28 protein-coding genes are annotated in these 21,567 nt (G+C 36.4%); 17 read left to right on the forward strand and 11 right to left on the reverse strand.

Going from position 1 to position 21,567, the window contains the following annotated elements:
* Positions 1 to 43: 43 nt before the first annotated feature.
* Positions 44 to 613: a nitroreductase family protein gene (locus M2M59_RS01110; RefSeq protein WP_066791550.1), complete on the forward strand. Its 570-nt coding sequence runs from the start codon at positions 44 to 46 to the stop codon at positions 611 to 613.
* 45 nt (positions 614 to 658) lie between these two features.
* Here the strand turns inward: M2M59_RS01110 and M2M59_RS01115 are convergent, their stop codons facing one another.
* On the reverse strand, positions 659 to 2,041 hold the full coding sequence (locus tag M2M59_RS01115; RefSeq protein WP_371923797.1) for a dipeptidase: 1,383 nt from the start codon (positions 2,039 to 2,041) through the stop codon (positions 659 to 661).
* 146 nt (positions 2,042 to 2,187) lie between these two features.
* Between M2M59_RS01115 and M2M59_RS01120 the strand changes: the two genes are divergently transcribed.
* Both M2M59_RS01120 and M2M59_RS01125 read left to right on the forward strand, forming a co-directional pair.
* Positions 2,188 to 3,423 (forward strand): hemolysin family protein, encoded by a 1,236-nt coding sequence (locus M2M59_RS01120; RefSeq protein ID WP_147195589.1) that lies wholly within the window; start codon positions 2,188 to 2,190, stop codon positions 3,421 to 3,423.
* A gap of 157 nt (positions 3,424 to 3,580) precedes the next feature.
* On the forward strand, positions 3,581 to 4,126 hold the full coding sequence (locus M2M59_RS01125) for an RNA polymerase sigma factor (protein ID WP_066791557.1): 546 nt from the start codon (positions 3,581 to 3,583) through the stop codon (positions 4,124 to 4,126).
* Positions 4,127 to 4,171: 45 nt separating this feature from the next.
* Here the strand turns inward: M2M59_RS01125 and M2M59_RS01130 are convergent, their stop codons facing one another.
* Both M2M59_RS01130 and spx read right to left on the reverse strand, forming a co-directional pair.
* A complete protein-coding gene (locus M2M59_RS01130; RefSeq protein WP_066791559.1) occupies positions 4,172 to 4,597 on the reverse strand; it encodes a MarR family winged helix-turn-helix transcriptional regulator in 426 nt (141 codons plus the stop codon).
* A 24-nt stretch (positions 4,598 to 4,621) separates the two neighbouring features.
* The gene (gene spx / locus M2M59_RS01135) at positions 4,622 to 5,026 is read right to left on the reverse strand and encodes a transcriptional regulator Spx (RefSeq protein WP_066791561.1); all 405 of its coding nucleotides are present in this window, start codon (positions 5,024 to 5,026) and stop codon (positions 4,622 to 4,624) included.
* Positions 5,027 to 5,341: 315 nt separating this feature from the next.
* Between spx and M2M59_RS01140 the strand changes: the two genes are divergently transcribed.
* Positions 5,342 to 5,512 (forward strand): hypothetical protein, encoded by a 171-nt coding sequence (locus M2M59_RS01140; RefSeq protein WP_184117534.1) that lies wholly within the window; start codon positions 5,342 to 5,344, stop codon positions 5,510 to 5,512.
* A gap of 279 nt (positions 5,513 to 5,791) precedes the next feature.
* Here the strand turns inward: M2M59_RS01140 and M2M59_RS01145 are convergent, their stop codons facing one another.
* From M2M59_RS01145 to M2M59_RS01165, 5 genes are all read right to left on the reverse strand, one after another.
* Positions 5,792 to 6,298, reverse strand: coding sequence for a hypothetical protein (locus M2M59_RS01145; RefSeq protein ID WP_249775209.1), 507 nt, complete (start codon positions 6,296 to 6,298; stop codon positions 5,792 to 5,794).
* A 104-nt stretch (positions 6,299 to 6,402) separates the two neighbouring features.
* Positions 6,403 to 7,068: an O-methyltransferase gene (locus tag M2M59_RS01150; RefSeq protein ID WP_249775210.1), complete on the reverse strand. Its 666-nt coding sequence runs from the start codon at positions 7,066 to 7,068 to the stop codon at positions 6,403 to 6,405.
* 243 nt (positions 7,069 to 7,311) lie between these two features.
* A complete protein-coding gene (abc-f, locus tag M2M59_RS01155; protein ID WP_249775211.1) occupies positions 7,312 to 8,871 on the reverse strand; it encodes a ribosomal protection-like ABC-F family protein in 1,560 nt (519 codons plus the stop codon).
* Positions 8,872 to 8,952: 81 nt separating this feature from the next.
* Positions 8,953 to 9,144, reverse strand: coding sequence for an SE1832 family protein (locus M2M59_RS01160; protein WP_066791567.1), 192 nt, complete (start codon positions 9,142 to 9,144; stop codon positions 8,953 to 8,955).
* Between the two features lie 35 nt (positions 9,145 to 9,179).
* Entirely contained in the window at positions 9,180 to 10,256 is a 1,077-nt protein-coding gene (locus M2M59_RS01165; protein WP_249775212.1) for a PseG/SpsG family protein, read from the reverse strand.
* A 274-nt stretch (positions 10,257 to 10,530) separates the two neighbouring features.
* Here M2M59_RS01165 and M2M59_RS01170 point away from each other — a divergent pair, with 274 nt between their 5' ends.
* Entirely contained in the window at positions 10,531 to 11,094 is a 564-nt protein-coding gene (locus M2M59_RS01170) for an NADPH-dependent FMN reductase (RefSeq protein WP_147195579.1), read from the forward strand.
* A gap of 39 nt (positions 11,095 to 11,133) precedes the next feature.
* Here M2M59_RS01170 and M2M59_RS01175 read toward each other — a convergent pair whose 3' ends face one another.
* Positions 11,134 to 13,320 carry a DNA topoisomerase III gene (locus tag M2M59_RS01175; RefSeq protein ID WP_249775213.1) on the reverse strand — a complete coding sequence of 729 codons (2,187 nt, stop codon included), beginning with the start codon at positions 13,318 to 13,320 and terminating at the stop codon, positions 11,134 to 11,136.
* A gap of 125 nt (positions 13,321 to 13,445) precedes the next feature.
* Here M2M59_RS01175 and M2M59_RS01180 point away from each other — a divergent pair, with 125 nt between their 5' ends.
* Positions 13,446 to 14,018, forward strand: a complete 573-nt coding sequence (locus M2M59_RS01180) for a metallophosphoesterase family protein (protein WP_249775214.1) — start codon at positions 13,446 to 13,448, stop codon at positions 14,016 to 14,018.
* 115 nt (positions 14,019 to 14,133) lie between these two features.
* Here the strand turns inward: M2M59_RS01180 and M2M59_RS01185 are convergent, their stop codons facing one another.
* Positions 14,134 to 14,403 (reverse strand): 2TM domain-containing protein, encoded by a 270-nt coding sequence (locus tag M2M59_RS01185; protein ID WP_147195573.1) that lies wholly within the window; start codon positions 14,401 to 14,403, stop codon positions 14,134 to 14,136.
* A 278-nt stretch (positions 14,404 to 14,681) separates the two neighbouring features.
* On the opposite strand from M2M59_RS01185, the gene M2M59_RS01190 reads away from it, so the two are divergent.
* The 7 genes from M2M59_RS01190 to M2M59_RS01220 all read left to right on the forward strand — a co-directional run bounded on the left by M2M59_RS01190 (position 14,682) and on the right by M2M59_RS01220 (position 18,945).
* Complete coding sequence (locus M2M59_RS01190; protein ID WP_249775215.1) at positions 14,682 to 15,245, forward strand: GNAT family N-acetyltransferase; 564 nt, start codon at positions 14,682 to 14,684, stop codon at positions 15,243 to 15,245.
* A 40-nt stretch (positions 15,246 to 15,285) separates the two neighbouring features.
* Complete coding sequence (locus M2M59_RS01195) at positions 15,286 to 16,038, forward strand: hypothetical protein (protein WP_249775216.1); 753 nt, start codon at positions 15,286 to 15,288, stop codon at positions 16,036 to 16,038.
* A 241-nt stretch (positions 16,039 to 16,279) separates the two neighbouring features.
* Positions 16,280 to 17,059 carry an alpha/beta fold hydrolase gene (locus tag M2M59_RS01200; RefSeq protein WP_256467897.1) on the forward strand — a complete coding sequence of 260 codons (780 nt, stop codon included), beginning with the start codon at positions 16,280 to 16,282 and terminating at the stop codon, positions 17,057 to 17,059.
* Entirely contained in the window at positions 17,028 to 17,222 is a 195-nt protein-coding gene (locus M2M59_RS01205) for a EutP/PduV family microcompartment system protein (protein ID WP_249775217.1), read from the forward strand. The genes M2M59_RS01200 and M2M59_RS01205 overlap by 32 nt, the downstream gene beginning before the upstream one ends.
* On the forward strand, positions 17,147 to 17,551 hold the full coding sequence (locus M2M59_RS01210; RefSeq protein WP_249776041.1) for a P-loop NTPase family protein: 405 nt from the start codon (positions 17,147 to 17,149) through the stop codon (positions 17,549 to 17,551). Before M2M59_RS01205 ends, M2M59_RS01210 begins: the two co-directional genes overlap by 76 nt.
* Positions 17,552 to 17,602: 51 nt before the next feature.
* Complete coding sequence (locus M2M59_RS01215; protein WP_249775218.1) at positions 17,603 to 17,881, forward strand: hypothetical protein; 279 nt, start codon at positions 17,603 to 17,605, stop codon at positions 17,879 to 17,881.
* A 32-nt stretch (positions 17,882 to 17,913) separates the two neighbouring features.
* Positions 17,914 to 18,945, forward strand: a complete 1,032-nt coding sequence (locus tag M2M59_RS01220) for a S66 family peptidase (RefSeq protein ID WP_249775219.1) — start codon at positions 17,914 to 17,916, stop codon at positions 18,943 to 18,945.
* A gap of 412 nt (positions 18,946 to 19,357) precedes the next feature.
* Here M2M59_RS01220 and M2M59_RS01225 read toward each other — a convergent pair whose 3' ends face one another.
* Positions 19,358 to 20,599 carry a tetratricopeptide repeat protein gene (locus tag M2M59_RS01225; protein ID WP_249775220.1) on the reverse strand — a complete coding sequence of 414 codons (1,242 nt, stop codon included), beginning with the start codon at positions 20,597 to 20,599 and terminating at the stop codon, positions 19,358 to 19,360.
* A 165-nt stretch (positions 20,600 to 20,764) separates the two neighbouring features.
* Between M2M59_RS01225 and M2M59_RS16435 the strand changes: the two genes are divergently transcribed.
* The 4 genes from M2M59_RS16435 to M2M59_RS16450 all read left to right on the forward strand — a co-directional run bounded on the left by M2M59_RS16435 (position 20,765) and on the right by M2M59_RS16450 (position 21,503).
* Positions 20,765 to 20,890 carry a hypothetical protein gene (locus M2M59_RS16435; protein WP_256467898.1) on the forward strand — a complete coding sequence of 42 codons (126 nt, stop codon included), beginning with the start codon at positions 20,765 to 20,767 and terminating at the stop codon, positions 20,888 to 20,890.
* Positions 20,891 to 20,967: 77 nt separating this feature from the next.
* A complete protein-coding gene (locus M2M59_RS16440; RefSeq protein ID WP_256467899.1) occupies positions 20,968 to 21,093 on the forward strand; it encodes a hypothetical protein in 126 nt (41 codons plus the stop codon).
* Positions 21,094 to 21,171: 78 nt separating this feature from the next.
* A complete protein-coding gene (locus tag M2M59_RS16445) occupies positions 21,172 to 21,297 on the forward strand; it encodes a hypothetical protein (RefSeq protein ID WP_256467899.1) in 126 nt (41 codons plus the stop codon).
* 80 nt (positions 21,298 to 21,377) lie between these two features.
* Complete coding sequence (locus M2M59_RS16450) at positions 21,378 to 21,503, forward strand: hypothetical protein (protein WP_256467900.1); 126 nt, start codon at positions 21,378 to 21,380, stop codon at positions 21,501 to 21,503.
* Positions 21,504 to 21,567 lie beyond the last annotated feature (64 nt).

Below are 21,567 nucleotides of genomic sequence, written 5' to 3' on the forward strand. Positions count from 1 at the left end.
AAATTAGAACAATATACTTAATTGCAATAGAGGAGTGATTATGATGACAGAACAGTCTTTATCGGTTAAGGAAGCAATCCGCAATCGTCGTTCCATAAAACTATTCAATGGCCAGCCGGTAGATCAAGAAGATTTAATGAATATTATTGATACAGCTGTTTGGGCCCCTAACCATGGCAATCGCCAACCATGGCGTTTGGTAGTTTCAATTGGTACAGCTATGGATTCATTGATGAGTGTGATTCGTGACTTTGCAGTGCCGAATTGGAAGGAACTGACGGAAGAAGAAATCAATAAGAAGATGCTTAAGTTTACAACTCCAGGCGCATATGCTTTTGTGATTGTTCCACAAGATGTACGCCAAAAAGAACGCTATGAAGATTTTGCAGCAGCAAGCGGCTTTATTCAAAATATGCAATTGCTTGCTTGGGATTTAGGTATCGGCGCTTGTTGGAAGACGCCTAATTGGTTAGACAATCCAAAATTCCGAGAAGCATTAGGTGTTAAACCGGAAGAACGGATCATCAGCATGCTCCAATTTGGTTATTTTGATGATATTCCAAAAGAAAAGCCGCGCAAATCGGCTGAAGAAATTGTCACATTTTTTAAATAGAAAAAACCAACGTCTCCCTACAGAGATGTTGGTTTTTATTTTGAATTACTTTTCTATATTCGCTATCTCTTCAAAATAGTCACTTACTACACGAAGACCTTTATCAAAGTTATCCAAATGGAAATGTTCATTTGGTGCATGGAAGTTTTCCGTAGACAAGCCGAATCCCATCATAATGACGGGTGTATTTAATATTTCGTCGAATGCCGCAACAATCGGAATCGAACCACCTGCACGTATATACGCAGTTTTGGCATCATACTGTGTTTCATATGAACGACCAGCTGCTTGAATATATGGATGTTCGAGCGGTGTAATAAATGGTTTACCTTTATCAAATTCTGTAATAGTAATGTCAACACCAGCAGGCTTGTGTTTTTCAATATGTGCACGTAGCTGTTTAACTATTTCATATGGATCTTGGTCTGGTACTAAACGGCATGTAATCTTCGCACCTGCTGTTGCAGGGATGACTGTTTTAATACCTTCGCCAGAGAATCCACCATATACACCGTTTATTTCTAATGTTGGGCGTGCCCATGTCCGTTCTAGGTAAGTGAAGTCCGTTTCACCAAACAATTCTTTCACGCCAGCTTCCTTCTTCGCGCCTTCTGCATCAAAGTCTAACGCAGCGTAAGCGGCTTTTTCATCATCTGTAATCGGACGCACCTTATCATAAAATCCATCGACTTGAATAGTCCCATGTTTGTCATGGAATGATGCAAGAAGTTCCACCAATGCATGAATGGAATTTTGTATGCCACCACCGTAGATGCCGGAATGCAGGTCACCACTTGCTGAGCGCACATCAATTTGGACACCTGTCAATCCACGAAGTGCATAACAAACCGCTGGACGGCCAGGCGCATAAAGGGCAGTATCTGAGATTAAGACTAAATCAGCGGCCAGCTTCTCTTTATTCGATTCTACAAAGTCTGGGAGATGAACGCTTCCGATTTCTTCTTCTCCTTCTATCAGGAATTTCACATTTACAGGAAGCTCGCCTTGTTCCTTGATAAAGGCTTCGATCACTTTTACATGCATGAATACTTGGCCTTTGTCATCGCTTGAACCGCGGGCATATAGTTTATTCTCGCGGACTTCAGCTTTGAATGGATCGCTTTCCCATAATTCTAAAGGATCAACTGGCTGTACATCGTAATGGCCATAAACAAGAATCGTTGGTTTTCCTTCCGCATGTAGCCAATCACCAGTTACAGCAGGGTGGCCGGCTGTTTCATTAATAGTAATATGCTCTAGCCCAGCTTCTTTCATTAAGTTTCCTAGATAACTAGCACAATCTTTCATATCCTTTTTGTGTTCTGATAGAGAACTAATGCTAGGGATTGACAAAAATTGCTTTAACTCCTCAAGGTGTTGTTCACGATGCTCTGCAAAATAACTATCTAGCACATTTTCTTTTTTCACATGGATCACCCTTTTCTGAATATTCAATACCATGGCAATTATAGCATATAACTGCTTTTATCTAATGAATCAGAAAATGATTGCAACTAAATAATGGTATATTGGGTAATATAAATGTACGAGGATATATAATGGGAGGAATTGTATTGGATTTTTTAGGCTTAATTATTTGTTTGCTTATTTCCTTTTTCTTTTCAGGAAGTGAAACGGCTTTAACAGCGATCAATAAAATAAAAGTCCAGTTGCGTGCGAATCAAGGGGATCGCATGTCACAAAAATTAAACCTTTTAATTTCACAACCTGATCGAATGATTACGACCATTTTAATTATTAATAATACAGTAAATATTTTAATGCCGACATTGCTGACAATCATTGCTCTAAGGCATGGATGGCAAATATCTGTTGCGACGACTGTCCTAACTATCATCATTATCATTTTCGGCGAGGTCTTGCCGAAAACGATTGCAGTCACTTTTGCGGATCGTCTAGCATATGTGGTAGCGCCTTTTATTGCGCTGTGTGTGAAAATCCTTAGACCGATCACTTGGATTGTGCAAGGCTTTACCAATATGTTCATACGTATTCTCTCTAATGGTGCTGTAACAGAGGCTACATTGACGAAGGAAGAATTCCGTGGAATGGTCGATTTTGCCTCTACTGAAGGCGCATTTGACGAGATTGAATCAGTGCGTTTAAAAGAAGTACTGGATTTTCCAGATAAAGCGGTATCAGATGTATTAGGTACACACCGGACTGATGTTATCGGCTTGCCAGTTGAAGCGAAGTTTGAAGAAGTAAGGGACATCTTATTAGAGTATTCCTTTACGCGCTATCCCGTGTATGAAGATAGCATGGATCAGATTGTCGGATTGTTTTATGCTCAGAAATTTGTGGAGTGGTCTTTAGACCCTAAGCGAAAACTCATGGATTTTATCGACTCCGATCCATTATATGTAGTGTCAACTGTAAGTATTGAGAAGGTTTTTACGCTCATGCTTACTAAAAAGAAACATATGGCAATAGTATTGGATGAATATGGAGGCACATTAGGAATTATTACGAATGAGGATTTAATAGAAGAAATGATTGGATTAGAAATAGAGGATGAATCTGACCAGGAAGAAGAATCTCTCGTTTATAAAATGACCGAAGATGTGCTCATATGTAATGGCCGGTTGGAAATTGAAGAAGCTAATCTACTTTTTGATGTGGATATCCCGCAAGACCATGAGACAGTAGGTGGGTTTGTTTTGGAATTAAGCTTGCATATTCCAGGACCAGGCGAAGCCTTTAACTATCAGGACCTGCATATTGTGGTCAATGAAGTGGAAGATAATCGGATTACAAAACTCACGATTACGAAAAAGCAGGAGGAATAGTAAAAACGGGTCTCAATTGCACACTAGATCCTGTATTACAAAAAATTTGCCCAAACCTTACACGTTTGTAATGTAAGTGAAAGTTAATCCGATAGAGTGAAAGCTTTGTATTTGAGAAAATATAAATAACAAAGCAACACCAACGGAGGAAATAAAAATGAACACTTTAGAAAATGTCTATGAAGAATATAATCGTTATATATATCATTTATGTTTAAAACTAACTCGCAATAAAGCAGAAGCAGAAGACTTGATGCAAGAAGTTTGGGTGAAAGTAGTACGTTATGAATCATATATGGCTGAAGTGGAACATGTAAAAGCTTGGCTTACAACCATCGCCATGAATACATTCCGCGACCGCTATCGCAAGAATGTACGTCGTAGCAAATATATGATGAGTCAACCTGAAACATTAGACGTACCTGTTTTAGATTTGGTTCCCAATAATGAGCCTTCTACTGAAAAAGTTGTGGAGCAAGGTGTTATCTCTCAAATTGTCCAAGAAAAGATTGATCAATTGGATACGATTTACCGCAACACACTTTTATATTTTTATGTTAACCAGTACTCATTGGTTGAAATCGCAGGATTAATGAAAGTATCCATTGGTACAGTGAAATCACGTCTTTTCCGTGCTAAACAACGTCTAAAAGAAATCTTAATGTCAGATGAATCATCAGCTGAAGCCATCTTGCCAGCATAAAGCTTAAAAAACACCCGATCAAACAAAAGTTGATCGGGTGTTTTATTATCCTAATAAGCATTTGGCGAAGATTTTGCGTAAAGAATGAATTTCTTCTTCTGTGAGCATACCAAACATGCGATCAACAATCGCAGTAATATGATTATGGGCTGTTTCTAAAAGCTGGTGTCCTGTTTCAGTAATCTCAAGCTGAGACGCACGGCGGTCTGTAGTATTTTGCGTTTTAATAATATAGCCTGCTTTGATCAGCTTTGTAGTGAGGACAGTCACACCGCCTGAAGTAACGTGAAGTTTTTCAGCAAGGGTAGATGGACGCAGAGGACCCTCTGCGTCCAGCAAGTCTAATATAAAAATATGGCTCTTAGACAAGCCTATTGAATTTTGGCTATTCCATTCATTCGCCCATTTTCTTTCTAAAGAAGATACAATTTCAAAAAGGGAAGTAATGCTCTCTCTTCTTTTTTCATTCATTATTTTCATCTCCGACATATAGCATTAAATTTCATATGATAAGCGTTGCATTTCATATAGCTCGTATGCACGCACTTTACGTGGGATAAAGCGACGGATGTCCATTTCGTTATAGCCGACTTGAAGCCTTTTTTCATCTATCAGTATAGGGCTGCGCAACATTTTGGGATGGTCTTTTACAATATCATATAGCTCTTGAATCGACAATTGTTCTACATCGCATCGCAGATTTTTAAAATCCTTTGAATTTTTTGAGATGATTTCATCAGTTCCATCTTCAGTCATGCTTAAAATCCGTTTGAACTCAGGAAGTGTTAGTGTCTCAGATGTGATACGTTTTTCTGTATAAGGAATTTCATTTTCCTTCAACCATTTGAGTGCCTTTTTCGATGATGTACAGCTAGTTTGCGTATAAATTGTCACAGTCATAGCATTTCCCGCTTTCTCATTTTTTATTATATATATATCTTATCAGTAAGATATATATAAGTCAATGAGATTTGGCGAAAGAATAGGAAAAATTGCGAAAAAATGAGCAAATTCATAAAGTGTTCATAAATTGTATAGGTAACCAATGAAAGGGGAGTTAGAGAAGGATAAGTAAGATGAGTACTGGATGGTTTCTGTTTTATTCAACATACTAATGGGTCTTTCAGAAACAAAATAGGATATATTTGTATATTATTTTTGAAATAAATAATGTATGATAATTCTAACTAATTTCTTTGGAGGAGACAAAAAATCATGATTTCATATACAACCACATGTATTATTTGCAAACAGGATTTTGAGTTAATCGAAGGCACAAAGAAATATAAAGAACGTAAGAAAGATCGAGATAAAAAATTTTGGTGCGACGAATGTGAAGGTAAAATCAACACACAGGCTCGAAAAGGGTTTTTAGAAAGATATTGAAGTAACTATTAAAGCACCTCTTTAGTTTGTTGAGAAGGTGCTTTAAATTAGGCTCAACCAATTAAAAAGGCAAGAGTAACAGGAAATTTGTGAGAAATTGGTTTATTCATGACGATGGATACACAGATAGCCGCTATGGAATTGAAAATCATATCAAAGGCAAAACAAAGGAATTTAAAATGTCCTTCAAGCGCAAATTTTTTCAAAATTTCTTTTATTCGCCGAAAGTTTCATGAGGTTTCACGTATATTAAAACCTTCCATTGCACCTTTAAATATATTATTTGTTGTCAATTTCTCGCCTCCTCTTCTCTTTTCTCCTCTTCCTTTGAATAGCCTCTAACTTTTTGACAATATAAAGTACATAAGTAAATAAAATATCACTTAAGGTTATAAATATTGTTATTAATATTATCCCCAATAAGTTAACTTGGATATTATGCGAAACAGTTGTGAAAACTGCCACGTATAATAAATCCAATACAAAAACTACGATATTTTTGGTGGTTTTGTTATATATATTAGCTTTCATTAAAAATTTTTCAGAGATTATTTGAGCTATTCCAAGTACAATTAAGGCTAATAAAATGAATTTCACTACCAATAATATATTAGAATATATGTTATCTTTCAGAATGGTAACACCGGGAGTATATAACAAGATATAATAAAAGCTTACTAGAATTAAAAGTGGGATTGTAAGTGCAAATGCAATTATTATTATCATACAAATAATGACTACTATCCCTGTCAGTAATTTATTTTCCTTTTTTGTTTTTTTAGACATTTTATGAAGACTCCTGTATTGCTGTTATCATGTAATTATAACAAAAATTAACACTAAAACCCCGTTCTAAATGAACGGGGTTATGTATATATTTTGTAAGTGACTTATTTGACAACACTCATAATAAAACCGTCATAACCTTTACTACCAACCGTTTGTATAGCAGTAGACTCTAAGCGAGGATTATTTTCCAACAAATCAACGAATTCTCGTACTCCTTGAACCCGTTCATCACAGCTTTCTCCATCAACAACTAAGCCATCGCGTACGACATTATCTGCAATAATAAGCGCCCCTGGATTTGCTAATTCCAAAGCCCACTTCAAATATTGTGGATTGTTTTGTTTATCGGCATCAATAAAAAATAAATCAAACGAAAGGCCATCTGCTTTTAATTTTGGTAATGTATCGAGAGCTTCTCCTACCATCACTTCTACTTTTTGTTCACATTGTGCATTGCGAATATTTTCTTTTGCTACTTTTGCAAAGTCAGGACTAATTTCAAGGGTATACACTTTACCGTGCTCAGGAAGCGCGCGTGCGAAACAGATACTGCTATAACCACCGAGAGTACCAATCTCTAATACATTTTTAACCGCTTTTATTTTAGTTAATAAATATAGAAATTTCCCCTGTGCAGGTGACACATCAATTTCTGGAATATCTGCTTCTTTATTTTTTAATAACACTTGTTCAAGAGTTGAATCTAATGGCAGTAATTTATTGCCAAAGTATTCATCTACCTTATTCCATACTTCACTTCTTTCCATATGATCATCCCCATTTGCAAATTTTTCGACCTAAAATAGTATAACAATATTAATATTAAACAGATATTAGTATAACATTAATGATATTCAAGATAAAAACAGTATAACACATATATATTACCGCACAGTTATATAATTAATAACAACCAATGAGGATGGAAACTAAGCGAACTAAAACAAAAAGACCCCCTATATTAAGAGGTGGTCTTTTTCTTATTTATTCAAATTAGTATGCTCATACTATTATTGATGTCCTTGCGCAAACCATTCGGCTACGTTCCACACTTTTGTTACTAAGCCCTCATAGAATTCAGGTTCATGGCTGACAAGCACGATAGTACCTTTGTATTCTTTCATAGCACGTTTCAATTCTTCTTTTGCAACTACGTCTAAGTGGTTAGTTGGTTCGTCAAACAGCATCCAGTTACTTTCTTCCATCATGAGTTTACATAAACGGACTTTCGCTTGTTCTCCACCGCTTAGTTGGTTGAGCGGACGAGAGATGTGCTCGCTTTTTAGTCCTGTTTTTGCAAGCAATGCACGTACTGTTGCCTGTTCTAATGAAGGGAAAGCATTCCAAACATCATCAATCGGTGTAAGAGACCCAGCTTTTACTTCTTGTTCAAAATAAGAAGGGAAGATGAAATCGCCAAGTTCCACTTTACCCCCAAGTGCTGGTATTTTTCCTAGCATGGTTTTTAATAATGTAGATTTACCGATACCATTCATACCTACTAACGCAATTTTTTCGCCACGCTCTACCTGGAAAGTAAGAGGTGGAAGTAGGGGCTTGTCCTTATCATAACCGATCAATAAGTTTTCAGCCTCTACTACATAGCGGCTAGAGCTGCGTGATTCCTTAAAGAAGAACTCAGGTTTTGATGCAGTTTCAGGACGATCGATTCTCTCCATGCGATCCAATTGCTTTTGGCGTGATTTCGCACGGCCAGTTGTAGAAAAACGCGCTTTGTTTTTTGCGATAAAAGTTTCTTGTTTTTTTATGAATTCCTGTTGTTTTTCATATGCATCAATATGTTGGCGTTTATTGATTTCCGCAAGTTCTAGGAATTTTTCATAAGTGGCAGTATAGCGTGTCAGTTTAGAGAATTCCAAATGGAAGATAACATCCACAATGCCGTTCATAAATTCTGTATCATGCGAAATTAATAAGAATGCATGTGGATAGTTTTTCAAGTAATTGCTTAGCCACGTAATATGTTCTTCATCCAAATAGTTGGTAGGCTCATCTAGAAGCAATACCTTTGGTTTTTCAAGCAACAGCTTTGCAAGCAATAATTTAGTACGTTGACCACCTGAAAGGGCAGTAACGTCACGTTCTAAGCCAATTGCATCAAGACCAAGACCACGAGCTACTTCTTCAATCTTCATATCTAATGTATAAAAATCCCCTGCATCCAATGCATCTTGAATAGTGGCCATTTGTTCTAAAAGTTCTTCTAGCTCTTCTGGTGTTGCTTCAGCCATTTTAGCGGCAATCTCATTCATTTCTTCTTCCTTTTTGTATAGTGGAAGGAATGCATCGCGCAATGTGTCACGCATTGTTTTGCCGGGTGTTAATACTGCGTGTTGGTCTAAATATCCGTAATGTGTGTTTGGCAGCCATTCGACACGTCCTGTATCGTGAATAAGCTCACCTGTTAGTATGCTCATTAATGTGGATTTGCCGACACCATTCGCACCGACAAGGCCTACGTGTTCACCTTCTACAAGGCGGAAAGAAACATCCTTGAAAAGGGTGCGGTCGCCAAATGTATGTCCTAGTTTATCTACTGTTAAGATCATGGTTTATAATTTCCTCCGTTTATGTTGTATATCTATTGAAATGTGGAATCAGCACAGCAAAAAACGCCCAATGCAGGCGCTTTATGCTTCATAAGATTCCAATTTTTTGTTTAGTTCTGCAAGCTGCTGCTCCATATCTGCGAGACGTTGTTCAGCTTTTTCAACCATTTGTGGATATCCTGTAGCTTCAAGCTTTTCAATGTCACCTTGTTGGCGGATATAGTCGCTTTTCAGTTCGGCTATTGTATATAATAGTTCTTCTTTTGTCGCCATATGAAAGCCCCTTTTGCATAAAGTAGTTCTTCTTTTTATTGTATCATATCGCTTGTTTTTTTGGCTTGTTCTTCTGATAAAAAGCCAGGGGAATTTGATGGATCGTTTCCAAAGCTTTTAATAAAGGATTGGATATATTGGTTGTTGCGACCTACATCATGGCTCAATTGTTTGCGGATAGCATGTTCACGTCTGCCTTCATGTAAAAGAAACTCCATTACTGCATTTTGCAGGAGGGATTGCTTAATTTTCTTTCCAAGCCCCAAGTTAATAAATCCATTGGCTTCTGTCGGGAAAATATGCTGCATCTCTAGCTCGTCATAGCATACCACAATGCAGGGGATGCCCACTGTCGCTACTTTATATGGCGTGTACTTTGCTCCACAAATCACAATGTCCGCCTCACCTAATAATTCGTATAGTGCATGATCCTTGTGGATAACTTTTATGTTTTTACGACTTAAGGCCATTAGTTTTAATTCATCCACAGCATGGCTGTAGTTGGATTGGACAACGACCGATATTCTAATCGGGATTTGTAGTTGGAGCAAATGCCGTAGCACGCGATAGCTTGTATTGTCTGGATCTTTTCCTTCAATAGAGACAACTATATGCGGCTTGTCCGCTGGTTCTTTTGCTTTTTTCTGAACGGCCTGCAACGACTTCGGCACTACATAAGAAGAAGGTCCAACTAAATAATGGGGGAGAAGCTTTTCACGCTTTTCCTGGTAAAGTGTTTGGAAGACGCAATCCGCGGCAGTACCACCCTCTCCAAAATCATCGAAATGAATGATAGTTGGTATGAATGCTTTCAATTCTTCTACAAATGGAACCTCTGTATTTCCACCATCATATATCACTAATTGAGGAGAGAGTTTTTTCAGCTCTGCTACTAACTCTTTCTCAGTTTGATAGCTAATGGGTTTAAAGCCTTTATTGATTAAGTATTCGATTGTTTGTTGATCGTGTTTGATCAGCAAGTTGGTATTTGATTTATCAAACATTGCAGCAAGCGTTGCAATTCGTTCAATTGGGTATAGGTTCATACACGAAGTTACAGCTCCAACAAAAACAGTCTTTTTCATTGATTCTTCATTATTTTGGTAGTTCATTATATCCCCATCCTTTCAGCGCTCTATTCAACTTATGGGACAGGGAGAGGTAATATGTATAGATTTCTAGTAATTGATGAACTTTTTGAAGAGTGCTAGCTTACGAATTTATTTGTTTAAATGTTGATCATATCCACTTCTAAATAAAAAATGCCAAAGAGCGACTTATTCAGCCAAAAGACTGAATTGTTCGCTTTATAGGCATACTACCTTATACTAGGCTGTCGTATTTGTTACAATACCTATAGGAATTTCGAATTGGAGGTAACAACAAATGAAGATTTTGCTTGTCGACGGCACGCTTCTTGGCCGCAAAACAGGTGCCATTTTAGAGCAAGTGGAACAATATATCAAAGAATTGGATGAAGGGTTAGAAGTATCTCAGCTACATCTGGCAGACTTTGAACATCAATTTGTGGATGGACGTCCATTTGATCAATATAATGATGATATGAAAAAACTCGTAAAAACCATTGAGGAAGCAGATGGCTATATTCTGGCTACGCCTATTTTCCAAGGGTCTATCCCAGGTGTTTTAAAGAATACATTTGATTTCTTACATCCAAAAGCATTGCGCTATAAACCAGTTTCTATCGTGGCAAACGGTGGGACTTATCAACATCACTTAGTTGTGGAAAACCAACTAAAGCCTATTCTTGATTATTTCCGTGCGTTAGTGACACCGAATTACGTTTATACACACGGAGATCATTTTGACTCAGATAACAAAATTATCGATGAGAATGTACACGAACGTCTTCGCGAAATGGCGCGTGTTTTCGTCAAATACTGCGAGCTAAGCAAAGATTTACCGAAAGAAACAATTGACCAGCATTAATAAAAAAATCCTTGGCCACTAGGGCCAAGGATTTTTATTTTAATCGAGTTTTAACCCTTTTAATGCTTCTGCTAATGCATTATTCACAGGTTCATCCTCTTTTTGGTTTTTCAAATACTTTTGGACTGTCCGTTTATCCACTTTTCCTTTTGATTCTTTTTCACGTCTTTGTTTAAAAGTGGATAGTTTCTCACGATATCCACATTTACATGTGAATATCTGCCCTTCACCTTCACCACGTAATTCTAACTTCTTATGACATTGTGGACAACGTGCGTTAGTTACGCGCGCTACATTTTTACGATGTCCACATTCGCGGTCTTGGCATACGAGCATTTTACCTTTTTTACCGTTCACTTCAAGCATTGGCTTTCCACAGTCTGGACAAGACTTTGTGGATATATTATCATGCTTGAATTTTTTGTTGCTGCTTTTAATTTCTGAAACGATTTCTTTTGTATGTTGCTTCATTTCATTGATAAATACATCTTTTTTCAGTTTGCCTTTTGCGATGAGCTCTAGTTTTTGCTCCCATTCCGCAGTTGTTTCAGGTGATTTCAATTCTTCGGGTACTAAATCAAGAAGCTGGCGGCCTTTACCTGTGATGTGGATATCTTTTCCGCGTTTTTCGATTAAGAAAGAATTGAATAATTTATCGATAATATCTGCACGTGTAGCTACTGTACCAAGTCCGCCAGTTGTTTTAAGCGTATCTGCGAGCTTTTTGTCATGTGTGTTTAGATATTTCGTAGGATTTTCCATAGCTGAAAGTAATGTCGCCTCAGTAAAACGTGCGGGTGGTTTTGTTTGGCCAGACGTTTGTGAGATCAATTTCACTTGCAGCATTTCGCCTTTTTCAATGCGTGGCAGGAGTTGCTCTTTAATATCCTCATGAGTCTCATCTTCATCAAAACGGTTTTCGTATACTTCTTTCCAACCATTTGAAAGTATAGTTTTCCCTTTGGCAATAAAGTTTTCGTCCTTAATTTTCGCGCGCAATGTTAGTTGTTCATATTCATGGGCTGGAGATAGAACTGCTAGGAATCGTTTGATGACCAAATCATAGATTTTGCGTTCTTTGTCATTCATCGCAGAACGATTAACGTAAGCTTCAGTCGGAATGATTGCATGGTGGTCCGACACTTTTTGATTATCAACAAATGCTTTCGTTGCCTTAATTGGTTTGGTTAAAATCCTATTGGCAATTGTACGATACTCACCAATGCCACAAGCCTTTAGACGTTCAGGCAAAGTAGCAACAATGTCTGTTGAAATATAGCGTGAATCTGTACGAGGGTATGTTAACACTTTGTGCTGTTCGTATAGTTTTTGCATGATATTTAATGTTTCTTTTGCGGAATAGCCAAACATTTTATTGGCATCACGTTGAAGCTCTGTTAAATCGTATAACCCAGGGGAGAATGTCTTTTTCGCTTTTTTCTCTACCTCTACAACCGTTGCACTTTGGCTGCCCAGTTTATTCACAATGGCATCTACTTTTTCTTTATTAAAGCTGCGTGAATTGCCTTTTTCGTCTTGCCAAGTCAGCTTTAAGTTATTGGCTGTGCGTGCTTCAATACCGAAGTACGTTTTCGGCTTGAAGTTTTTGATTTCATCTTCACGAGCTGCAACCATGGCTACTACTGGTGTTTGTACACGACCGCAATTAAGCTGCGCATTAAATCGGGTCGTCAAGGCACGACTTGCGTTCAGGCCAATATACCAATCGGCCTCAGATCGGGCAACTGCCGCATGATATAAATGTTCGTAGGCTTTACCCGGTTTTAAATTTTGGAAGCCATCTTTGATTGCTTTATCTGTAACAGAAGAAATCCATAATCGTTTGATCGGTTTACGCACATGTGCTTTTTCAATAATCCAACGTGCGACCAATTCGCCTTCGCGTCCGGCATCTGTTGCGATGATAATTTCATTAACATCATTGCGGTTTAATTGTGTTTTGACCGTGTTGAATTGCTTACCGGATTGTTTGATGACAGTCAATTTTAGTCGGTCGGGCAGCATTGGTAAATCTTCTAAATTCCACGTTTTATATTTTTTATCGTAAGTTTCTGGATCGGCTAATGTCACAAGATGCCCTAATGCCCATGTGACAATATATCGGTCGCCTTCCAAAAAGCCATTTCCTTTTTTATTGCACTTCAATACATTCGCAATATCTCTTGCGACAGAAGGCTTTTCTGCTAATACTAAGCTTTTTGCCATACTATTCTTCTCCTTTAAACTTGTGTATGGTTACTATAACATAGTTCCAGGATTTGAAATATGGATGAGGACTATTGGTAACTGGAGTTCCTTAAATTGTTCTTAAAAGGAAGGGGGATGAATGCATGTATAAGATATTATTTTATTCTTTAATGGTTGTTTTACTTGGAGGGTGTAACATAGAAAACAGTAAAACTGACATGTTTAGTGGGAAAGAGTTACATATAGGTGTAATCGGTGATATACCAGAAGTTTTTGAAAAAAATATAGAGTTTGAAACGATTTCACTTAAAGCTTTAAAAAACCGAACAAACTCTTTATCAAAAAAATTTGATGCCATTTTTATCATGCCTAAATTTTTATCAGATGCTGCAAATGATCAATACGTAGAATCCTATAAACGTTTAACGATTCCAACTTTTTTCATCCAGTCTACAAAAGCCCATGTGCCGTTTGTAAACAAAGATGTCACTTATGATAGCGCTCCTACAAGTACAATAGGTGGGCCAAATGACTATGCTACAGGTTATTTATTTACAGGATCTCCTAAAGAATATTCAGATGAAACCTGGAGATATGCTATGACAGAAGGAGCAAATAAAGAAATGGAAATCAAGAATGTCTATTCCAGAATCTTTAAGACAATTGATAGTGGTATCGTTAGTTTTCATCCAGAGGGTGAAAAAATTAAAAGGTAGAGCTTAATTATATGGTGTTAAATAGAAAAGGCCCTCTTCTTTGAGGGCTTTTTCAAATTATAGCTTATGTTAAGTACCTATGGACTTAAGGTGATGCAATTATTATAAATTAATTTTACTTATCTTTCTCCATATAATCTTTAATTTTACGTTCTTCCCACTCCGCACCAAACCTTCCTGATGAAAAAGTTGTTATGCCGTGTATAGCAACCCCAATACCCCAACCTCCTAACGGATATAAAAACCATAAATGACTTGAATCAGTGATGATGTTTATAAAGAAAAGCATAAGATTAACTAGAATATAGACCGTTAAATGAATGTAAAACGATTTTAAGTTTTCAACCCGCTTTTTAGCCCGTAAATAAATTTCATCATGCTCCATCTTCAAACGCCTCCTCCGTATTATTTTCAATTTTTAATTAATTTTACCATACATCTAAATGGTTTCTTGAAGTTATTCACATTATCTTATGCACCGTGATATCCACGTATTATCCTAGAATCAAACTATAGTGGATAGTCGGAGAAGTATAGGCAAATTGATAACTAAAGGGTGATAGCAAGAAGGAGTCTAATAACTAATGTAGAAATAGTTATAGAGCAGGGGAAGCCGTTTTTTAAATAAATTAATGTTCAATTAGCTAAAACGGAGGTAGGCAAATGATATTAGAAACAAAGCGATTACTCTTAAAACCATATGAACATGAATTTGCAGATGCTATCTATTCAGTAGTGTCACAGGCGGAAATTGCGGACACAATGATTACCATTCCACATCCGTACCCAAAAGCACTTGTAAATAAGTGGATTGACTACTTACAACATAGTGCAAAACAAGGAACAGCTTTTGAATTTGCAGTTTTTTTAAAAGAAGACCCAGAGAAATACATAGGGAATTGCGGGTTGGTCAGTATTTCCTGTAGTCATCAAAAAGCGGAAATTGCCTACTTTATTGATAAAAATGAGTGGGGTAAAGGTTATGCGACAGAAGTTGCTTCTTTTATGCTCAGTTATGGTTTTGAAGTACTGGGCTTAGAGAGAATATATGGACACTGTATGTCTAGAAATGCTGCTTCTCGGAAGGTGATGGAAAAGGTGGGACTTCAATTCGAAGGAACATTAAGACATGATATTAAAAAAGGTGAAGACTTTGAGGATTTGGATCTATTAGGTATGACAAGGTTAGATTATGAAAAATTAAATGCCAAGGATCCTATACACTAGTTTCGGATAACTTGGCTAATTTGAAAGAAGGATCTTATTTTTGGAGAACAACATTTTAGAAAATATACATATCTTAAAACAAATGCATGAAGATGGACTTTTAGGCGGGGAAGTGATGCCTGAGGATGTGTTGATTAATGTAGTGAAAGAAGATGAATTACTAGATGTTTTAACTCTGGCAATGGCCTTAAATTATCAGAGAAACTCTTACTCGTTATGGGAATCTGTTGTTAAAGCGTATCAAGATCCTAAAACGAGCTGGATATTTAATCCAATTGTTGTCGCCACCGAAGATATCCATGAGCTTCGTGAAGCATTGCTATTACATCGTGTGGGCTTACAGCCAAACCGCCATCCTGATATTTGGCAACGTGTTGCAAAAGGTATAGTTCATTCATCTGAACAAGGAAACGTCCAAGGGCTGATTGAGTCAGTAGAATTCGACAATTCACTATTAAAAGAAATCATGCAAGGCTCCAGAAAATCAGAATTCCCATACCTTTCTGGACCTAAAATATTTAATTATTGGTTATATGTTTTAGAGTGTTATGCGAAAGTATCCTGGAAATCACGGGAACTCATCTCTATTGCACCAGATACTCATATTCTAAAAGCCACTGTGAAATTAGGATTATGTACGGAAGAAGTGTTGAATGGAAGTGGAGATGACCGAATAGCTGCGGCGAATGCTTGGGGTAAAGCCCTTGCTGGAAGTGGATTAGCTCCTATTGATGTACATACTCCTTTATGGTTATGGAGCCGAGCGGGGTTTCCTCCGCTTACTGTAACTTAAATAAGATAGGGGGAGAACGATGCTCATATTTGCAGATATTTTAATGGTAATAGCAACACTATTAATCTTTTTAAGTGCAGCTTTTTATTTACGATATCTCGAAAAAATCCGAAAGCAAAGAGGACTTACAACCTTTGAAAGGACCCTATACATATTGATACAGATTGCATATATTCTATTTGCAATTAGCTTGTTGATTAGAGTTTTTAGTTAGTTTTATTCATACTTTGCACTTGTTTTCTTGCATGGAATGGGCTCTTCTGGTCTAAGTTTTGGGGAGCTAGCGAAACTTTTACAGAATGATTTTTACGTTATCGCTTTTGATTTACCAGGACATGGTGGAGAAGTTTCCTTGGATAATGAGAAAGAGTATTTTCCAGCAAGGATGGCTGAACGTCTAAGTAATTTTATCGATTCATTGTGGTTAACCGATGTCTATCTTGTTGGCCACTCATGGGGAGCCCACCTTGCACTTTATATGGCTGGATTGTATTCGGAGAAAATCAAAGGACTGGTGTTATTGGATGGCGGTTACTTCCAACAGGGCCCGGCTGGCGTTTCTCTTAATCAGCAGCTTACAGATGTAGGTGCTTTTATTGATAGTGTTTGCTTCGCTTCCTGGAATGAATTTCTTGACTCTGAAAGGGCTAACTCTTCACGTTGGTCGAAGGAGCTTGAGGAGGGGTGTCTTGCACAAGCTGCTGAAGTTGACGGTGAAATTAGGCTATCCACATCTCCGTTTACAGCCAAAGCAGTGATGAAAGGAATGCATTTAGAACCAACAGCAGTTATTTTTCCAAAGGTCCAGTCACCAGTACTATTACTGCATAGTACGATGCCCAAGGAAATAGAAGAAGAACGACATGAGGCAATTGAATATTTGTTGAATGAAATTCCCCATGCAGAAGTTCAGGCTATTCATAATACGAGTCACGAGATATATCGAGATGCACCCGAAATAATTGTTAGCAAATTAAAAGAGTGGTTCTATGGACAAACAAAATCCTGTGCCAATACCTAAACGAATACATATCATTGGTTCCATCGGAAGTGGCAAAACTACCTTGGCCAAGAAGCTATCTGATCAATTAAGCATTCCCTATTTTAATTGGATAATGTTGTTTGGAAAAGGTTTGACACTGGAGATATTAAACGAAGCAAACAAGAGAGAGACGAATATTTAAGTAAAATAATTGCTACTGACAATTGGATTATTGAAGGGGCCCATCATAAATGGGTATCTTCCTGCTTTCAAAATGCTGATCTAATTTTATTTCTAGACATTAGCCTCCCAATAAGAAGATATAGAATAATCAAAAGGTACTTTAAACAAAAAATAGGCATTGAAAAATCAAATTATAAACCATCTTTAAAAGTATTAAAGGATTTATATAACTACAATACTGTCTTTGACTATAAAAGTAAGCCAGAAATACTTGCTTTGCTTATCCCTTATAAAAATAAGTTAATAACCTTAAAAAGTAATGCTGAAATTTTAAGACACTTCCATTGAAGGTAAGAGAATATAAAATTGTAATTTTCTTTAGTGAAGGGAGAAGAGCTAATGGCAATCTTTGTAGGGATATTAATTGCAATCGTAGGTGCTTATGTAGCTTTTTTGCTTAGTACAGGTAAGTCTAAAAAGAGAAAATATATAGTTTGGGGAATTATTCTAATGCTACTCATTTCACCATCCATCTCTTTTGCAATGGGCTTAAGTTTTGCAGTCATCACTAAAAGCGGATGGTCAGCATTAGTGATGCTTTATATTTTTCCTATTATGTTTCTAGCTGGTCTTATCGTATTTTTTATAGGTTTGTTTGAAAAGAAGACAGTCCATTAAAATAATAAAATCATGTGAAAGGGTGCAATATCATGTTAATTAAACCAAAGAAACTGCAAGTGGGGGATCGAATAGCAACAGTAAGCCCTTCTTGGGGAGGTGCGGGTGAACCAGACCTTAGATGGCGATATGAACAAGGTGTAAAAAGATTAGAAGACATCTTTGATTTGGAAGTTGTGCCAATGCCTAATAGTTTAAAAGGCGAAGACTATCTTTATAATAATCCGCAAGCTCGTGCGGAAGACTTGATGACGGCATTCAAGGATAAGGATATCAAAGGGATCATTGCAAATATTGGCGGTGACGATAGTATCCGCTTGTTACCCTATATCGATTTCGACGTTATTCGTCAGAATCCGAAAATATTTATGGGTTACTCCGATGTAACCATTTCACATTTATTTTGCCATAAAGCTGGGATTTCCTCTTTTTATGGTCCGGCTGTTCTAACCGATTTTGCAGAAAATGTTGAGATGGATCCATATACAATTGAATCGGTGAATCGAACGCTCTTTTCAAATGAAGTAATTGGTGAAATACTTCCGGCGAATGAATGGACGAGTGAGTATGTAGAGTGGGCAGAAGGAAATAAAACACGTCGGCGGGCCATGCAAAAAAATGCAGGGGTTGAAGTTCTTCAAGGTTCTGGAATAGCGCAGGGACGTTTGATAGGAGGATGCATTGAAGTACTTGAATTTGTAAAAGGAACAGAACTCTGGCCAGAAGAAAAGTATTGGGAGAATAGCATCCTTTTCTTTGAAACCTCTGAAGAAAAGCCAGCGCCGGATCTTATTAAATATTGGTTGCGCAACTATGCTGCCCAAGGCATTTTACGAAAGAGTAAAGGAATTATCTTTGGGAAACCTCAAGATGAAAAATATTACGATGAATATAAAGAGGCTATTCAATTAGCTATGAAGGAATTTAACATAGAAGATTTGCCGATTCTCTATAATTTAAATTTTGGCCATACGGAACCGAAGTTTATTTTGCCATATGGTGCATTGGCAGAGATAAATTGTGATAAGGGTACCTTCACCATTTTGGAAAGTGGTGTAGAATAATTTAGGAAGCATGCATTGAGATTTCGAATGCATGCTTTTTATTCGTAGGTGGAATAGTTTGTCTACTATTATAACATTTTTTAAGCTTGCTGCCCTTTGATATAGCATTTTATTACTAGAGGGGTATATTATTTTGTTGGGCATGTTCCATTTAAAAGCATTGATAAATATGTTTCTTTAAGAAATTGTTGTTCACATGTAGTTAAAGAAATATGGTCATCATAATTAACTATGATTAATATCCTATCCCGTAAAGTTTGTGGGTGTTAAGTTATTTAACAATAGTTATTGGATCTGGAACCCTAGTAGGGTAATCAGACTCATCCGAATTAGCTATATATCCGATATTTATAAACAAAATACTAATTAACACCAATCTAAAAAAAAGTCTTCTCATTTAATCTCTTCCTTCCTATTTTTTATTACTTTTCATTAAATTAATAGTCAACTGGAGATATTCATACGCTTCTTTATAGAGAAACTTGTTAGCCTGAAGCTTTGCCAACAATTCTGCACATTCTCTAGTAAAACTGAGATCAATATCTTTGAAATAAGTAATAGACTTTTTTAATAAATCAAAGTACTGAGGTGAATTTCCTTCATTGACTCGAGAATATAGGACTTTTAATTTAAGTTGATAGTAAGTATCTTTTGTTTCTTTTACTAGATCCATACCTTTAGTCAACCATTCAGTTCCCTTTTCAATCTCACCAATTGCAAAGTATTCACGTGCGAGCAAATAAACAGTATTTGTTTTATTATTTGTATGCTTTTTGAATTGAAGACTTTTGCACAGCATATCAATAGCCAAATCTGGTTTACCTTGCTTTGAATATATATTCCCTAGATTATGGTAAGCCCTTCCTTTAGCTAGTTCTATATGTTCGTGAAATCCAGATATGTTAATGACTTTTTGGAAAAACTCTTCAGCTTTATCGTAATCCTCCATAAGATTGAAATTAATTCCGAGTAGTAAACTACAATCTACAGTACGTATAAAGTTCAAATCTTTGTTATAAAGTTCTAATGCTCTATAGGCGTATATAGTTGATGAGGATATTTTATTAGAGCGACTAAGTGTAAGAGCCATGTAATATAACAGCTCCGAATCCTTTACACCTTTTCTCTCTAAGATTTGCTCTCCTTTTAGAAAGTAAGTATATGCTGTATTTAAACCACCGTAATTGTATTCAAACAAACCTAGAGAGAAATTGTAGTCATATTCAGTTTCCGATGTTATATAGTTTTCAAAGCTTTTGACCTTCTGTGAGGTTATTTCTGCCTCTTGTTTATCTTTTATCAAGATAAAATAGCGTAATAGTATAGTATAGTAACGGCTAAGAAGAAATGGGCTTTCAACATCCTGAAATACTACATTTAAGTGATTGTATTGTTTGTCCACAAAGTTTTTTTTATTAATTTGCTCGAGCCAATTATTAAGCAATAATCCTTGTTCCTCGTCAATATTTTGGGTTAGTTGTTCTATTGTAATACCAAGTTTTCTACACAAATCACTTAAAGTTTGATTAGGAGGTATGATGCTGCTGTTTTCAATTTTACTAATATAAGTTGTATGGCAGATATCTTCAGCAAGTTGCTCTTGCGTAAAGCCCTTAGCTTTCCTATAATAACGCAAATTTTGTCCTATTAACATAGTTTTACCTCCTGTCCATAATGAGAAAATTAAGTTTAAATAAACTTCTAAATAATGTTTTTTATAACAATTTTATCAATACAAAGAAAGTTATGTTTATATTATACTCAATTTAGCAGAAAAATTTCTGCAAAATTTAAAATATTGTAAAAGGAGGTTGTTAAGATGACAAATCTATTAGCGTTGCAAAAAATGGAAGCGAAAAAGACTTTTGGTAACGATGCAGATGTGACACCTTATGGTTCATGTGTTATTGGCAGCTGTATCGGCCCTAAAACAGGCCATCATTAAATAATTTGCATTAATATTATACTCAATTTAACAAAAATTTACCGAATATTGGAATAATATAAAAGGAGGTTGTTAAGATGACAAATCTATTAGCGTTACAAAAAATGGAAGAGAAAAAGACTTTTGGTAACGATGCAGGTGTGACACCTTATGGTTCATGTGTTGCTGGCAGCTGTATCGGTCCTTCGACAGGCCAAAATTAAATAATTTGTATTAATATTATACTCAATCTAACAAAAATTTACTGAATATTTAGAATAATATAAAAGGAGGTTGTTAAGATGACAAATCTATTAGCGTTACAAAAAATGGAAGAGAAAAAGACTTTTGGTAACGATGCAGGTGTGACACCTTATGGTTCATGTGTTGCTGGCAGCTGTATCGGTCCTTCGACAGGCCAAAATTAAATAATTTGTATTAATATTATACTCAATCTAACAAAATATTTTATTGAATATATAGAACAATATAAAAGGAGGTTGTTAAGATGACAAATCTATTAGCGTTGCAAAAAATGGAAGAGAAAAAGACTTTTGGTAACGATGCAGGTGTGACACCTTATGGTTCATGTGTTATTGGTAGCTGTATCGGCCCTAAAACAGGTCATCATTAAATAATTTGTATTAAAAAGTATATTGACTAATGAGGCAGAGTATTATATATACTCAGCCTTATTA

The organism is Rummeliibacillus sp. G93 (assembly GCF_023515935.1).
Lineage (GTDB): Bacteria > Bacillota > Bacilli > Bacillales_A > Planococcaceae > Rummeliibacillus > Rummeliibacillus stabekisii.